16 protein-coding genes are annotated in these 15,016 nt (G+C 67.2%); 9 read left to right on the top strand and 7 right to left on the bottom strand.

Annotation, left to right across the window (positions count from 1 at the left end):
* Window positions 1-45: 45 nt before the first annotated feature.
* The gene (gene panC / locus ACODSL_RS12890) at window positions 46-906 is read right to left on the bottom strand and encodes a pantoate--beta-alanine ligase (RefSeq protein WP_488901098.1); all 861 of its coding nucleotides are present in this window, start codon (window positions 904-906) and stop codon (window positions 46-48) included.
* Window positions 907-1,062: 156 nt separating this feature from the next.
* Here panC and mipZ point away from each other — a divergent pair, with 156 nt between their 5' ends.
* Together mipZ and ACODSL_RS12880 are read left to right on the top strand one after the other, a co-directional pair.
* Entirely contained in the window at window positions 1,063-1,902 is an 840-nt protein-coding gene (gene mipZ, locus ACODSL_RS12885) for a division plane-positioning ATPase MipZ (protein WP_488901097.1), read from the top strand.
* Between the two features lie 18 nt (window positions 1,903-1,920).
* A complete protein-coding gene (locus ACODSL_RS12880; protein ID WP_488901096.1) occupies window positions 1,921-2,340 on the top strand; it encodes a J domain-containing protein in 420 nt (139 codons plus the stop codon).
* A gap of 94 nt (window positions 2,341-2,434) precedes the next feature.
* On the opposite strand, the gene ACODSL_RS12875 is transcribed toward ACODSL_RS12880, so the two are convergent.
* Window positions 2,435-3,757 carry a D-alanyl-D-alanine carboxypeptidase gene (locus tag ACODSL_RS12875; protein ID WP_488901095.1) on the bottom strand — a complete coding sequence of 441 codons (1,323 nt, stop codon included), beginning with the start codon at window positions 3,755-3,757 and terminating at the stop codon, window positions 2,435-2,437.
* Between the two features lie 286 nt (window positions 3,758-4,043).
* On the opposite strand from ACODSL_RS12875, the gene ACODSL_RS12870 reads away from it, so the two are divergent.
* The 5 genes from ACODSL_RS12870 (at window position 4,044) to ACODSL_RS12850 (ending at window position 7,414) form a co-directional block, all read left to right on the top strand.
* Window positions 4,044-4,481, top strand: coding sequence for a phasin family protein (locus ACODSL_RS12870; protein WP_488901094.1), 438 nt, complete (start codon window positions 4,044-4,046; stop codon window positions 4,479-4,481).
* A gap of 146 nt (window positions 4,482-4,627) precedes the next feature.
* Window positions 4,628-5,092: a RidA family protein gene (locus ACODSL_RS12865; RefSeq protein ID WP_488901093.1), complete on the top strand. Its 465-nt coding sequence runs from the start codon at window positions 4,628-4,630 to the stop codon at window positions 5,090-5,092.
* Window positions 5,089-5,862 carry a glycerophosphodiester phosphodiesterase family protein gene (locus ACODSL_RS12860; RefSeq protein ID WP_488901092.1) on the top strand — a complete coding sequence of 258 codons (774 nt, stop codon included), beginning with the start codon at window positions 5,089-5,091 and terminating at the stop codon, window positions 5,860-5,862. The genes ACODSL_RS12865 and ACODSL_RS12860 overlap by 4 nt, the downstream gene beginning before the upstream one ends.
* Window positions 5,859-6,257 (top strand): glyoxalase superfamily protein, encoded by a 399-nt coding sequence (locus ACODSL_RS12855; RefSeq protein ID WP_488901091.1) that lies wholly within the window; start codon window positions 5,859-5,861, stop codon window positions 6,255-6,257. Before ACODSL_RS12860 ends, ACODSL_RS12855 begins: the two co-directional genes overlap by 4 nt.
* Window positions 6,254-7,414 carry a GNAT family N-acetyltransferase gene (locus ACODSL_RS12850; RefSeq protein WP_488901090.1) on the top strand — a complete coding sequence of 387 codons (1,161 nt, stop codon included), beginning with the start codon at window positions 6,254-6,256 and terminating at the stop codon, window positions 7,412-7,414. The genes ACODSL_RS12855 and ACODSL_RS12850 overlap by 4 nt, the downstream gene beginning before the upstream one ends.
* Window positions 7,415-7,434: 20 nt before the next feature.
* Here ACODSL_RS12850 and ACODSL_RS12845 read toward each other — a convergent pair whose 3' ends face one another.
* The gene (locus tag ACODSL_RS12845) at window positions 7,435-8,028 is read right to left on the bottom strand and encodes a DUF4287 domain-containing protein (protein ID WP_488901089.1); all 594 of its coding nucleotides are present in this window, start codon (window positions 8,026-8,028) and stop codon (window positions 7,435-7,437) included.
* A gap of 56 nt (window positions 8,029-8,084) precedes the next feature.
* Here ACODSL_RS12845 and ACODSL_RS12840 point away from each other — a divergent pair, with 56 nt between their 5' ends.
* Both ACODSL_RS12840 and ACODSL_RS12835 read left to right on the top strand, forming a co-directional pair.
* On the top strand, window positions 8,085-8,522 hold the full coding sequence (locus tag ACODSL_RS12840; protein WP_488901088.1) for an HIT family protein: 438 nt from the start codon (window positions 8,085-8,087) through the stop codon (window positions 8,520-8,522).
* Window positions 8,523-9,089, top strand: coding sequence for a hypothetical protein (locus tag ACODSL_RS12835; RefSeq protein ID WP_488901087.1), 567 nt, complete (start codon window positions 8,523-8,525; stop codon window positions 9,087-9,089). It begins immediately after the preceding gene.
* Here ACODSL_RS12835 and ACODSL_RS12830 read toward each other — a convergent pair.
* The 4 genes from ACODSL_RS12830 to clpA all read right to left on the bottom strand — a co-directional run bounded on the left by ACODSL_RS12830 (window position 9,086) and on the right by clpA (window position 15,014).
* Window positions 9,086-10,021 carry an aldo/keto reductase family protein gene (locus ACODSL_RS12830; RefSeq protein WP_488901086.1) on the bottom strand — a complete coding sequence of 312 codons (936 nt, stop codon included), beginning with the start codon at window positions 10,019-10,021 and terminating at the stop codon, window positions 9,086-9,088. The genes ACODSL_RS12835 and ACODSL_RS12830 overlap by 4 nt on opposite strands.
* A 15-nt stretch (window positions 10,022-10,036) precedes the next feature.
* A complete protein-coding gene (locus tag ACODSL_RS12825) occupies window positions 10,037-10,474 on the bottom strand; it encodes an EamA family transporter (RefSeq protein WP_488901085.1) in 438 nt (145 codons plus the stop codon).
* A 42-nt stretch (window positions 10,475-10,516) separates the two neighbouring features.
* A complete protein-coding gene (locus tag ACODSL_RS12820) occupies window positions 10,517-12,610 on the bottom strand; it encodes an ATP-binding protein (RefSeq protein ID WP_488901084.1) in 2,094 nt (697 codons plus the stop codon).
* 85 nt (window positions 12,611-12,695) lie between these two features.
* Complete coding sequence (gene clpA / locus ACODSL_RS12815; protein ID WP_488901083.1) at window positions 12,696-15,014, bottom strand: ATP-dependent Clp protease ATP-binding subunit ClpA; 2,319 nt, start codon at window positions 15,012-15,014, stop codon at window positions 12,696-12,698.
* Between the last annotated feature and the right edge of the window lie 2 nt (window positions 15,015-15,016).

Here is a 15,016-nt window from a genome sequence, read left to right as displayed (position 1 = left end):
AACCCGCAGCTCGATTGGGGGACACGCACCTTCGGTACATGTCCCCTACACCGCCCAGTTATCGATCAGCCGCGTCCTGCCCATCCAGGCCGCCACGAACACCCGCGCGCCGGGCCGCACTGGACCCGGGCCCAACCGTTCCAGCGTCGCGCCGTCGCGGACCTCGACGTAGTCGATCTGGCGAAAGCCCGCGCCGGTCAGGCTGGCCATCACGGCGCCTTCGACATCGATCACCTCGCCGCCGTCACGAAGGGCGGCCACGGCGTAGCGCATCGCGGCGGGCAGGGCGCGGGCGGCCTTCCGCTCCTCGTCCGACAGGTAGGCGTTGCGCGAGGACAGGGCCAGGCCGTCCGACTCGCGCGCCGTGGCGCCGCCGAGGATCTCGACCGCCAGGTCTAGGTCCTTCGCCATGCGTTTGATGACCAGCAGTTGCTGGTAGTCCTTCTCGCCGAAGATCGCGACGTCGGGCCGGCACTGGATCAGCAGCTTGGCCACCACCGTCGCCACGCCGCCGAAGAAATGCGGCCGCGAGACGCCCTCCAGTGGTTCGGAAACGCCCCGGTCCACCGTCACTGAGGTAGCGAAACCCTCCGGATACATCTCCCGGGCGTTCGGCGCGAACAGCAGGTCGCAGCCGGCCTCGGCCAGCTTCGCCGCGTCCTCCGTCTCGCCGCGCGGATAGGCGTCGAAATCCTCGTGCGGCGCGAACTGGGCCGGGTTGACGAATATCGAGGCGACCGTCCGGTCGGCCGTCTCGCGCCCCAGGGCGATCAGCGACAGGTGGCCGCTGTGCAGCGCTCCCATCGTCGGGATCATCGCCACCCGCTCGCCCGCGGCCCTCCAGCCGGCGACGACGACGCGCAGGTCAGCCACGGTTCGGACGACGGGCAGGGGGGCTTTGCTCATGAGCGGCGGCTTATCGCGCGAGGGGGCGAGGGTCCAGCCGCGACCTCACAGCTGTGGACAACTTCGGCGCGGCGATTGCCCCGACTCACCCGCCGGGTGTCTCGTTGGCTGAAAACCCCGCCGCATCGGCGGGGGTATCGTGAACTGGGGCGACCTATGGCGACGCAGCCGCATGTCATCGTGGTGGGCAATGAAAAGGGCGGGGCCGGCAAGTCGACCATCGCCGTCCACCTGACCACCGCACTGCTGCACGGCGGGGCCAGCGTGGCGGTCATGGATCTGGACCTGCGCCAGTCCTCGATGGCCCGCTTCTTCACCAACCGGCGGGCCTGGCTCGCCTCGCAGGACACCATGCTGCCGGAGCCGCTGCCGCGCCATCCGGCGGAAGACGGCGTCGCCCTGGCGAAGGCCGGCGAGGCCGAGCAACTGGCGCGCTTCGAGGAAGCGTTCGCCAGCGCGCACCAGGACGCAGACTTCGTGATCATCGACACGCCCGGCGGCGACTCCGCCCTGTCGCGGCTGGCGCACGCCCGCGCCGACCTGATCGTCACGCCGATGAACGACAGCTTCGTCGACTTCGACGTTCTGGGTCATGTGGATCCGGTGACCCTCGATCTGCTGAAGCCGAGCATCTATTCGGAAACGGTCTGGGAGGCCCGCAAGGCTCGCGCCCTGACCGGCCAGCGACAGGCGCTCGACTGGATCGTGCTGCGCAACCGTCTGGCCAGCGTCGAGGCGCGCAACCGCAAGCGTGTGGACGAACGACTGACCGCGCTCGCCAAGCGGGTCGGCTTCCGCATCGGCGCGGGCCTGCGCGACCGGGTCATCTATCGCGAGCTGTTTCCGTTCGGCCTGACCGTCGCCGATCTGTCCGCCAAGGTGCGGCCGGTGCCGGTGTCGCTGGTGCATGTCTCGGCGCGCCAGGAGTTGCGCGCCCTGGTGCATTCGGTTGGACTTTCGCAGTTCTCGGGCGAAGAGTTGCTCGCCGCCGAATAGGGCGGGGAGCGCGTTCGCATGCCCTACATTCTGCTCGGTATCGCCGCCTTCGCCCTGCTGGTCTGGGTGGGCCGACGCGCGCGACCGACGCTGGCCCGGCCGGAGTGGAAGATCGCCTCCGGCACGCTTTCGGTGCTGGCCATTATCGGCGGCGGCTTCATCGCCTTGCGCGGGGACTACCTCGTCGGCGCGGCCATCGCGGCGGGCGGACTGGTGATGGCCGTGACCGCCCGTCGCGGCGACCTGCCGACCCCAAAGCTCGACAGCACCGATCTGGCCGAGGCCCGTGAGATCCTTGGCGTCGCGGCCACGGCCACCCGCGAAGAGATTCAGACCGCCTACGCCCGCCTGATCCGCGCTGTGCACCCGGACGCCGGCGGCTCAGCCGGCCTCGCGGCCAGGCTCAATGCGGCCCGGGATCGGTTGCTGAAGAAGTGATCGGGGACATGTACCGAAGGTACGTGTCCCCCAATCAAGAATCGTATGGGCTCGGCTAGGGGACACCTACCTGCGGTACATGTCCCCGACGCCCCTAGGGTGCGACCACCATACAGGCCTGCTTCTTGGCCTTGAGGACCTTGCAGGCGGAGCGGGCGGCGTCGGCGGTCATGCCTTCGAAGCGCACGCGGAAATAGCCGCCCACAGCGTTGCCGATGGCTGCCTCGCCGTCATCGACGGCCGAGGCGAAGCGGCGCTGGATCAAGGCCAGCTGCTCGCGCGCCTGGGATTTCGACTTGAAGGCGCCGGCCTGGATTGCCCACTGGCCGCGCAGCTTCTTCGGCGCGACCTTCTTGGGAGCCGCCGCCGCCCGCCGCGTTGGCGGCACGACGTCCATGCGTGGCTGAACGGTATAGGGTGTCGTCGAAGCCGGGCCGTCGGTCAGGACCACCCGCAGGCCTTCCTGTTCAGAGTCGCCTTGCTCGGCTGAGGGACGGTCGATCGCACCGTCGGGCGCCGGCTCGAACATCGACTGGGCCACAGTGATGTTCTCGCCCAGCGAGCGCCGCTTGAGCACGTCAAAGCCGGTGAGGAGCAGGTCTTCCATATGATCGTCGCGGGTGGCCGTCGAACGGCCACCGAGAACCACGGCGATCAGCCGCCGCCCGTCGCGCACGGCCGAGGCCGCCAGGTTGAAGCCGGAGGCGTTGGTATAGCCGGTCTTCAGGCCGTCCACGCCCCACATCTGGCTGAGTAAGTGGTTGTGATTGTTTATCGTGACACCCCGGAAGGTGAACGAGCGCAGGCTGAAGTAGCTGTAGTACTGCGGATAATCACGCATCACGGCACGCGACAGGATGGCGATGTCACGGGCCGTCGAAATCTGGCGACTGTCAGGCAGGCCGGACGCGTTGACGTAACGCGTGTTGGTCATGCCCAGCTCCTGGCCCCGCAGGGTCATCAGGGCGGCGAAGCGCTGTTCGGTGCCGCCGAGGTGTTCGGCCAGCGCCACGGCCATGTCGTTGGCCGACTTCACCGCGATCGCCCTCATGGCGTCATCGACGGTGATCTGTTCGCCCGCCGCCAGGCCCAGCTTGGTCGGTGGCTGAGATGCGGCGCGCGCCGACACCGTAATCATGTCGGTCGGCTTGAGGCGGCCCTCAGAGATCGCCTCAAAGGCCAGATAGAGCGTCATGACCTTGGTGATTGAGGCAGGATAACGCGGGCTGTCGGCGCGTTTGGCGTAGAGCACCTCGCCGGTGTTGGCGTCGACGACGATGGCCGCGTACTTCGGTTCGGTCGCCGGCAGCGCGAGATAAGGCACCTGCGCCGCCGCTACGGTCGGCGCGCCAAGACCGGTCGCCAGGGTGGCGGCCAGCGCAAGTGCGAAAGAGAGGCGGCGGGCGAGCTCGTACATACGGCGTCCGTCGAAAAAGGCCAGACTCTACAGGGCTGCCCCGAGGCGACACTGCGACATCCAACTAGCATGCATCGTTTCCTCTTTCGCCAAAGTAAACACCTGTTGAGCGAATTGGTCGCGGACGCACGCCCCGGGTCTTGTGCGCCGCAAACCTCGCATGTTGCACTGCACAATAATTGTTGACTGCTGCAGTGCAGCATGAGACATACCGAGCGTCAGCGACGACTCGGTCGCCGCCGAAACCCAAATTCTGGTCCTCCCCGACCACACAGGAGACATCCCGATGGCCACTGGCGCCGAAACCCTGAAGACCACGGTCGAGCAGTTCACCACCGCCGGCAACCAAGCGTTCAAGGACAACGTCGAGAAGTCGCTCGCGTCGCTCAACGAAGCCAACGCCTACTCCAAGAAGAACCTCGAAGCCGTCGTGGCTTCGGTCACCGCCGCCACCAAGGGCGCGGAAGTCCTGGGCGCCCAGGCGATGGCCTTCTCCAAGAAGAACATCGAAGACCAGGTCGCGGCCGCCAAGGCCCTGGCCGGCGCCAAGAGCGTTCAGGAAGCCGTCGAGCTCCAGACCGCCTGGATGAAGTCCTCGCTGGAAGGCTACATGGCTGAATTCGCCAAGTGGGGCGAAACCGTCTCCGCCTCCGTCAAGGACTCGGTCAAGCCGCTGAACGAACGCGTCACCGCGACCGTCGAGAAGCTGCAAGCCGCGAAGTAAGAACCTGAACGCCGGGCGGGCGTCCTCCCCCCAGTAAGGCCCTCCGGGGTTCAAGTTCGCGTGAAGGCCCGGGTCGGCAACGGCCCGGGCATTTTTGCGTCCTGACATCGCTTCCGCCGCCCGCGCCCGCGCGCTAGTTTGGCGGCATGTCGAAAGTTTCAGAACGCCTCTCCGCCGCGGGCATCGTCCTGCCCGAGCCCGTCGCCCCGATCGCCAACTATGTGCCGTTCGTCAGGGCAGGGGACCTCGTCCACATCTCAGGTCAGGTGTCGCTCGACTCTTCGGGCGGGATCACGGGAACGGTCGGCGTCGATGTCGACATGGCTACGGCCGTGCGCGCGGCGCGACTGTGCGGGATCAACCTGCTGGCGCAGATGCGCGTGGCCTGCGAGGGCGATCTCGACAGGGTGACGCGGGTGGTCAAGCTGGGCGGGTTCGTCCAGGCGGGCCCGGACTTCTACGACATTCCCGTAGTCCTGAACGGCTGTTCGGACTTGATGGTCGAGGTCTTCGGCGACGTCGGCCGGCACGCCCGCTCGGCCGTGGGCGTCTACCGCCTGCCGCGCAACTTCTCCGTCGAGGTCGACGCCACCGTGGAGATCGCCCGATGAAGGCCAGGGCACGCCCTGAACCCGCCGCCTTCGGTGAGGCCTGGGAACGCCTGTTCGATCCCCCGGTGGCGCACCGCGGTCTCTGGTCGCCCGGAGGCGCGCCGGAGAACTCGCTGGCGGCGTTCCAGGCCGCCTGCGCGGCGGGCTACGGGATCGAACTGGACGTCCAGATCACCGCCGATGGCGAGGCCGTCGTGTTCCACGACTACAGCCTTGCGCGCATGACTGGCGCCGAGGGCAAGGTCGCTGACCGCCTGTTGCATGACCTGCGTGACCTGCGGCTCGCCGGCACGGACGAGTCCATCCCGACCCTCGGCGAAGTCTTGGTCGAGGTCGGCCACCGGGCGATGATCCACATCGAGCTCAAGACGCCGTTCGGCGAGGTCGGCCCGCTGGAGAAACGCGTCAGCGAGGTCCTGCTGGATCACAACGGCCCGACCTGCGTGATCGGTTTCAATCCCTACAGCCACGCCTGGTTCGCCGACCATCACCCGCAGATCCTGCGCGGCCTGGACAGCTATGACTGGAAGGACGGCGCGGCCAGCAAGCTGACCCCGGAAATCCGCAAGTCGTTCGCCAACCTCGAGCATGTCGATATCGCCCGGCCGGACTTCCTGGCTCTGGACGCGAAGATGTTGCCGTCGCCGCGCGCCGACCTGTTCCGGTCCAGGGGTATGCCGATCGTCGCCTGGACCGTTCGCTCCGCGGAGGAATGGGATCGTCTGAAGGACCATTGCGACAATTTGATCTTCGAGGGCTTCGCGGCTTGAGCACGACGGGGGGCAGGGTCCTGCGGGCGACACCCATCCTGTTCGTCCGTGACGTGACAGCGGCGGCCGCCTTCTATGCGGAGCGGCTCGGCTTCAATGTCGACTTCCTGCATGGCCAGCCGCCGTTCTACGGGTCGGTGTCCAGGGGCGAGGCCTGCCTGCATTTGCGGTTCGTCGGCCGCCCGAACTTCGCCGAGCTGGCCGCCCGCGAGGACTCGCTAATCCTGGCCACCCTGGAAACGGACGCCGTGACGGCGCTGTTCGCGGAATTCGAGGCGCGAGGCGTCGATTTCGCGCAACCGATTGTCCGCCAACCCTGGGGGGGAACCGATTTTCACGTGCGGGACCGCGACGGCAACGTCATCTCCTTCGTCCAGTTCGGCCACGGCGCATGAGCCCGACGCTCGAGCCCGCCGTCGCCATCCACCGCCGGATCCGCGACGTCGGGCGGGAGGCTTGGGACGCCTGCGCGGGCGGCGAGAACCCGTTCGTGGCGTTCGACTTTCTCGATGCGCTGGAAGAGTCCGGCTCGGTCGGCGACCGGACGGGGTGGGGCCCCTATCATCTGACGGTCGCGGACGAGGCCGGGCAGGTGGCGGCGGCCATGCCGCTCTACCTGAAGACCCACAGCCAGGGGGAATACGTCTTCGACTGGTCCTGGGCCGATGCCTACGAGAAGGCCGGCGGGCGCTATTACCCCAAGCTGCAGTGCGCCTCGCCGTTCTCGCCGGTGACCGGGCCGCGTCTGCTGGTGCGGCCGGATGTCGACCCCGACGAGGGCCGGCGCATGCTGCTGGGCGGCGCGCTGACCCTCTGCGAGAAGCTCGGGGCCTCCAGCCTGCACGTCACCTTTCCCATCCGCACCGACTGGGATTTTCTCGGCGCCGCCGGGCTGCTGCAGCGGCAGGACCAGCAGTACCACTGGTTCAACCGCGGCTACGCCGACTTCGACGCCTTCCTCGCCGACCTGTCCTCCGGCCGGCGCAAGACGGTGAAGCGCGAGCGCCGCCTGGCCCAGGAGTCGGTCGACGAGATCGTCGCCCTGACCGGCGCGGACCTGACCGAGGACCACTGGGACGCCTTCTACGGCTTCTACATGGACACGGGCGGTCGCAAGTGGGGTCGGCCCTACCTCAACCGCGCCTTCTTCTCGCTGCTCGGTGAGCGGATGGCCGACCGGGTCATGTTGATCATGGCGAGGCGGGGCGGGCGGTGGGTCGCCGGCGCCCTGAATCTGATCGGCGGCGACTGCCTGATCGGCCGCAACTGGGGTTGTGTCGAGGACATCCCCTTCCTGCATTTCGAGCTCTGCTACTACCAGGCCATCGAGCACGCGATCCGGCTGGGCCTGCCGCGCGTCGAAGCTGGCGCTCAGGGTCAGCACAAGATCGCCCGCGGCTATCTGCCAGCCGAGGTCTATTCAGCCCACTGGATCGCCGATCCGGCCCTGCGCGAGCCCGTGCGCCGCTATCTCGACCAGGAGCGCGCCGCCATCCGCCAGGAGATGGACTGGCTGGCGGAGGAGTATTCGCCGTTCAAGGCGGGCGACTAGGTCCTCACGGTCGCGGGCAGTCAGGACTTGTCGAAGGCCGTCCTGAGCAGTGACGTCAGAGCGGCATCGACATCGGCCGGTGAGTTCAGGGTGATCGCGGCTTTCAATCGCTCGGACCATCCCTCGTTCTTCGCTTCGACCAGTCGCGGGTCGGCCTCCACCGGCACGCAGAGACCCAGGCGCGCCTTGCCGCCCTTGATGGGCCGCACCGACGCGAACTGGAAATTGCGTGACCAGGCCGAGAAACCCTTCCGCTGGCCGGTGACGAGACCTGGAAAATCCGCCACGGCCGCCTCGACCGCCTCGAAAATTGCCGTCGAGGCCGGGTCCTTCCACAGCGCCGTCCGCAGTGCGTCGGCGTCGTCCCAGCCTGCTTCCGGCGGAAAGGCCTCCGACAGGATATGAGCGATGCGGTTGACGCCGAGGCCATGGTGCTCGCGCAGCCACTCGACCCGCTTGCCAGGCGTCGTCTCTGGGCAGGTGCGGGCGATGGCGACCCATTCCTCGATCGTCTTGCCGGTGTCGCGCGCCAGGCTTGCCCGCACCGAGGCGAACCATTTCCGCTGACGGTCCGTGAGACGCGTCTCATCAGGGATCTTTGTGCCCGCTCCCATCGTTTGCGCTCTCCGTGGTGTTCGCTAGAACATGACGCCATGCAGGGAGCGCATCAATGAGCCTCGACGGCGCCTACGACGACGACAACATCTTCGCGAAGATCGTGCGCGGCGAGATCCCCAGCGTGAAGGTCTGGGAGGATGACCAGGTGCTGGCCTTCATGGACGTGTTCCCGCAATCGGAAGGGCATGTGCTGGTCATTTCCAAGACCTCGAAGGCGCGCAATCTGCTCGATGCCGAGGCCAAGACGATCGGCCGCGTCATCGGGGCGGTGCAGAAGACGGCCCGGGCGGTCAGGGCGGCGCTCAATCCCGACGGGCTGGTGGTCACCCAGTTCAACGGCGCGCCGGCCGGGCAGACCGTGTTTCACCTGCATTTCCATATCATCCCGCGCTGGGACGGCGTGCCGCTCGGCCGCCACGGCGAGGGCATGGCCGACCCTGAAGTGCTCAGGGCGCTGGCCGCGCGCATCGCCGAAAAGCTGGAGACCTGAATGAACGTCGTCACCGGACTTGTCGTCGCCCTCTGCACCCTGACCCCGGCCGCCGCGTTGGCAGTCGACTACCGGGTCATGGGCGAGGACGAACGCGCCATCAGCGTCATTGAGGCGGCGATCAAGACCGACTCGGAAGGCCGGCGCGAGACGGTCTTCTTCATCGCGTTTTCCCAGCCGGTGAACGGCCCGGGCAGCACCCAGGTGGTCAGTTCGACCATCCTCTTCGACTGCCCTGGCGCCCGTTACAAGGTGGGGGCTTCGGCCAAGTTCACCGCCGACATGGCGGTCATCGAGCGTGGCACGGTCCAGTACAGCTGGCGCGACATCGTGCCGGACTCGCCGTTCAGCCGCGCCGGCGCCTTTGCCTGCAAGGGGGAAGCTTTGCCCAAGGCGGACGCCGGCGAGGTGAAGGCCATCGTCGCGGGCTATCTGGCCCGTCGCGCCGCCGCGACCCCGCCGCCGCCGGAACTTGCGCCGGAAGCGCCTGCCCCGGCCGAACCGGCGCCGGCCGAGCCAACGGCCTCCACGGTGGAGCCTGCCCCGGCCGAGCCCGCGCCGACCTAGCGCGCCAGGACCGCTTCGGCCTGGGCGAAGAGGGCTGGATCGATCTTCAGGTCTACGGCGGCGGCATTGTCATCGAGCTGGCCCGGACGACTGGCCCCGACGATTGCTGAAGCGACATTCGGTTCCCGCAGCACCCAGGCCAGGGCGAACTGCGCCATGCTGCAACCGGCCTCGGCGACGATCGGCCGAAGCTTCTGCACGCGCTCCAGCGTATCGGGCTCCATCCAGCGCTGGATGGCGCTGCTCATGGCGTCGCTGGCGGCGCGCGAGTCGTCGGGAAGGGGCTGGCCGGGCAGGTATTTGCCGGTCAGCACGCCCTGGGCCAATGGCGACCAGACGATCTGCGACACATCGTGGGCCTTGCAGACCGGGATGACCTTGGACTCGGGCCGACGCCAGAGCAGCGAATACTGCGGCTGGCTGGACACGAAACGCTCGACGCCGGGGAGGGCGAACGCCGCTTCGATCTGATCCGGGGACCATTCGGAGAAGCCGATGTAGCGGACCTTTCCGGCCTGCACGATCTCGGTCAGCGCCTGCATCGTCTCTTCCAGAGGCGTATCGGGGTCATAGCGGTGGCATTGGTAGAGGTCGACGTAGTCGGTGCGCAGGCGCGTAAGCGAGTCGTCGATCTGCTTGAACACCTGGGCGCGGGACAGGCCCTTGTCGGTGTCGCTCATCGGGCCCATCAGCTTGGTCGCCAGGATGTAGCTGTCGCGCGGGCGGCCGACGAGCGCCTCGCCGAGCACGGTCTCGGCCGCGCCGCGCCCATAGACGTTGGCGGTATCCAGAAAGGTGATGCCGAGCTCGAACGCCCGGTTCACGCAGGCGATGGCGTTGTCGCGCTCAACGCCGACGCCATAGGTCAGCCAGGACCCCAGCGAGATTTCCGAGACCATCAGGTCGCTTGAGCCGAGCTTGCGGTACTTCATGGGATCCTCCCGGGATCAGCGTTTGGTGGCGACGAGCAGGGCTCCGGCGGCGACCAGCGCCACGCCCAGCCAGTTTTTCGGGGTCAGCCGCTCGCCGAGAAACAGGGTGGCGAACACGGCGACGAGCACGACGCTCAGCTTGTCGATCGGCGCGACCTGGGCCGCGGGCCCGAGCTTGAGGGCGCGGTAGTAGCAGAGCCAGGACGCGCCGGTCGCGAAACCCGACAGGGTCAGGAAGATCCAGCTCTTGCCCGACACCGAAGCCAGTGGTTGCCAGGCGCCGGTCGAGGCGACGATGGCGGCCGTCACGGCCAGGATCACCGCCGTGCGGATCAGCGTGGCGAAGTCCGAATTGATCGCCTCGACGCCGACCTTGCCGAAAATCGCCGTCAGGGCGGCGAAGGCCGCCGCGAGCAGCGCCCAGGCCTGCCAGGGGAGAAGCGTTGAGGACATGCCCCGAGCATCGGCGCTTGGAGGCGACTCGCGCAAGGCCGATCAGGCGGCGTCGACGATGTCCCGCGCGGCGAGCTGCTGGAGCGTCGCCTGCAACAGCTCCTCCTGCCGGATCGGTTTGGCGATGTGCCCGTTCATGCCGGCGGCCTGGCAGCGCTCGATGTCTTCCGGCATGGCGGCGGCCGTCATGGCGATGATCTGCAGGGCGCCGGCGGGGCTCTCGAGTGCGCGAATGGCGCGGCAGGCGGTCAGCCCGTCCATGACCGGCATATGCAGGTCCATGAAGACCAGGTCGAAGGCGCCGGCGCACACGGCCTCGACGGCTTCGGCGCCATTGACCGCAGTCGCCACTTCAAATCCGGCTGCCTGGAGCATCAGCGTGGCGACCTGACGGTTGACCGGATGGTCATCGACGACCAGCACGCGGGCTGTGCGGGGATCGATGTCGTCGATGGCGGCCTGGTCCGCAGGCTCGGCGCCAACGCAACGCGGCAAGGCGACGGCGATCCAGAACCGCGACCCCTCGCCCTCGATGCTTTCGACGCCAATGGTCCCGCCCATGCGATGGATCAGCGATTGAGAGATGGCCAGTCCGAGGCCGGCTCCGGCGAAGCTGCGGCGATCGGAGACGTCGACCTGGGAGAAGGGCGTGAAGAGAAGGTCGAGCTTGTCGGCCGGAATACCAATGCCGGTGTCACGCACGGAGATCGTCAGGGCATCCACGCCGTCGTGAACGCCGGGCCGACAATCGGCCGTGACGGTGATTGTACCCTCTTCCGTGAACTTGGCCGCATTGCCGAGCAGGTTCATCAGGATCTGGGTCAGGCGGCGTTCGTCCCCTTGGTGCATGAGGCCGTCAGGGATGTCCGAGGCCAGCACGAGCTCGATCGGACGGTTCGCCAGCATCGGCCTTACAATGTCGAGGGAGCGGGCCAACGCGTCGGAGAGGCTGAAAGGGCGTTCGACCAGCTGCAGGCCGGCCGTCTCGTTGCGCGAATAGTCGAGGACGTCGCTGATCAGGCCGAGCAGGACCTCGCTGGAGGATTCGATGGTGCGCACCTGCTCCCGGGCGTCCGCTGGCAGGTCCTGTCGGGTGGCGAGCAGCTGGGCATAGCCGGCGATGCCGTTGAGCGGCGTGCGCATTTCATGGCTCATCACCGCCAGGAAGCGGCCTTTGGCCCCCGCCGCCTCGAAGGCCGCGGCACGGGTCTGCCGGGCCGTCGCAAGGGCTCGCCGAAGGGCCAGCTGCGCTCGCGCGCGTTGGGTCAGGACACTGGTCAACACCAGCGCACAGCCCTGCAATGACGCCAGATACAGCTGCAGGCCGAGAATTCTCTGGTTCATATCGGGCGCGTAGGCGGCGATCGGGCCGAAGCCGAACACCGTGGCGCCGGCGGCGACCATGGCGAAGGCGAGAATGGCGACCTGCGAGACCGGCGGGCTCAGCCTCAACACGACCAACAGTCCGACCGGGAAGAAGAGATAGAGCAGGGGGGCCTGGCCAAGGAAGAATATGGCAGCGGCGCTGCCGGCGGAGACCGCGATCCAGACCACGCGCTCCACAGGCCCGGCCGGCGAGTGCTTGTCGAACTGGTGGAAACGGGCAAGCAACATGGCGCAGGGGAGGCCGAACATCATGCCGAGGAAGTCGCCGCCGGCCCAGACCAGCCAGAGGTCCGTGAAGGTGTGGTCGAACAGAATGGCCGAAAGGGTGGACCCTACTGTGGAAACCAGCAGCGTGACCGGCAGGAACGCCAGCAGGACCACCTGGGAAAAGCGCCGCAGGGTCGTCGGATCCAGCGCCGCGCCACCGACGCGTCGGAGCATCAGGGCGACCGCGACCGATTCCAGCAGGTCGCATCCGGCGATCAGCATCGCTTGGCCCGGAGGACTGCCGCTGATCGCGGCGCCGAGGCCGTCGGTGATGGTGCAGAGGATGGCCAGCTGAATGGCCGGGCCCCTCGGCAACAGCAGCAGCGCCGCGGCCAGAACGCCATTGTTGATCCACAGCACCGCAAGGCCGCCCGACCCGCGGGTCATCACATAGGCGATCGCCGCGCTGACGACATAGGCGGCGAGAAACGCGACGGGCAGGAGGGGATGACGCTCTGTCTGGGCAGGCCGAAACAGAGTCATGCGCGTCATCCCGATACCGCTGGTATCGGGACTTTCGACGCTTGTCCGCTTAGATGCGGTTTACCCGATCCGGGTGGCGGCCGGTCTATTCCGCCAGCGCGGGTTCCTCGATCTCGGGTTCGCCTGGCTGGCGGGCCTTCTCGTCGACCTCGAAATCGAAGGCGATCTTGCCGTCCTTGAGCACGACGCGGACGTGGCCGCCCTTGGCCAGCTTGCCAAACAGGATGTCGTCGGCCAGCGGCTTCTTGATGTGCTCCTGAATGACGCGGGCGAGAGGGCGCGCGCCATAGAGTTCGTCGAAGCCGTTCTTGGCCAGCCAGTCGGCGGCCTCGTCGCTGGTCTCGATGGTCACGTTGCGGTCCGCCAGCTGGGCTTCCAGCTGAAGCACGAACTTCTGCACGACCTGGCGGATGATCTCCTGCGTCAGCGGCTTGAAGGCCACCACCGCGTCCAGGCGGTTGCGGAACTCCGGCGTGAAGATGCGCTTGATCGCCTCTTCGGACTCGCCGTCTGCTTTGCCGCGGCCGAAGCCGATCGTCTGACGTTGCGAGTCGGCCGCGCCGGCGTTGGTGGTCATGATCAGGACCACGTTGCGGAAATCGACCTTCTTGCCGTTGGAGTCGGTCAGCTGACCGTGGTCCATGACCTGAAGCAGGATGTTGTAGACGTCTGCGTGCGCCTTCTCGATTTCATCGAGCAGGACCACAGCGTGTGGATGCTGGTCGACGGCGTCGGTCAGCTGGCCGCCCTGGTCATAGCCGACGTACCCCGGAGGCGCCCCGATCAGGCGGCTGACGGTGTGACGCTCCATGTACTCGGACATGTCGAACCGCAGCAGTTCGATGCCGAGCGTCGAGGCCAGCTGACGGGCGGCCTCGGTCTTGCCGACGCCGGTCGGACCGCTGAACAGGTAGCAGCCGATAGGCTTCTGCGGATCGCGCAGGCCGGCGCGGGCCATCTTCATGGCGCTGGACAGCTGGACGATGGCTTCGGGCTGGCCGAACACCGTGCGCTTCAGGTCTTTCTCGAGTTCCTTGAGGGCCTCGGTGTCCGACTTGCTGACCGACTTCGGCGGGATGCGGGCGATCTTGGCCACGACGGCCTCGATTTCCTTCACGCCGATGGTCTTCTTCCGCTTGGACTCCGGCAGCAGCATCTGGCCGGCGCCGGCTTCGTCGATCACGTCGATAGCCTTGTCCGGCAGCTTCCGGTCCGTGATGTACTTGGCCGACAGGTCCACCGCGACCTTGAGGGCCTCGTTGGTGTATTTCAGCTTGTGAAATTCCTCGTAGTAGACCTTGAGGCCCTTGAGGATTTTCAGCGTGTCCTCGACGGTCGGCTCGTTGACGTCGATCTTCTGGAACCGGCGCACGAGCGCGCGGTCCTTCTCGAAATGCTGGCGGAACTCCTTGTAGGTCGTGGAGCCCATGCAGCGCAGGGTGCCGGAGGCGAGGGCGGGCTTGAGCAGGTTCGAGGCGTCCATCGCCCCGCCGCTGGTCGCGCCGGCGCCGATGACGGTATGAATTTCGTCGATGAACAGTATGGCGTTGGGGTGGTTCTCCAGCTCCTTGACCACCTGCTTGATCCGCTCCTCGAAGTCGCCGCGGTAGCGGGTGCCGGCTAGCAGCGCGCCCATGTCGAGCGAGAAGATGGTGGCGCCTTCAAGCACCTCGGGCACCTGGTGGCGCACGATCTTCAGCGCCAGGCCTTCAGCGATGGCGGTCTTGCCGACGCCCGGATCGCCGACCAGCAGCGGGTTGTTCTTGGTCCGGCGGCAGAGGATCTGGATGCAGCGCTCGACTTCGGCGGTGCGGCCGATCAGCGGATCGACCTTGCCCTGGCGCGACTTCTCGTTGAGGTCGACGCAGTAGGCCTCAAGGGCCTCGCCGCCCGTCTTCACCGAAGCCTTTTCCTCGTCGTTCTCGACGGTCGCGCCCTTGGCCGGCTTCGGCTCGGATGCGCCGGCCTTCTTGGCGATGCCGTGGGCGATGTAGTTCACTGCGTCATACCGCGTCATGTCCTGCTCCTGCAGGAAGTAGGCGGCGTGGCTTTCGCGTTCGGAGAACACGGCGACCAGCACGTTGGCGCCGGTCACCTCGTCGCGGCCTGAAGACTGGACGTGAATGACGGCGCGCTGGATCACCCGCTGGAAGCCGGCCGTCGGCTTGGCGTCCTCGCCATCCTCGACGATCAGGCTGCGCAGTTCGGTGTCCAGATAGTTGGTCAGCGTCTTCTTGAGCGTGGCGAGATCAACGTCGCAGGCGCCCATCACCGCCGAGGCGTCCTCATCGTCGGTGAGCGACAGGAGCAGGTGCTCCAGGGTCGCATACTCGTGCTTTCGCTGGTTCGCGTAAGCGACGGCGCGATGCAGGGTTTCTTCGAGATTGCGCGAAAACGAGGGCAAGC

This window comes from Caulobacter sp. FG121, assembly GCF_057809815.1.
Note: the sequence above shows the minus strand (reverse complement) of the source record. Positions and strands in the feature narration are given on the sequence as shown.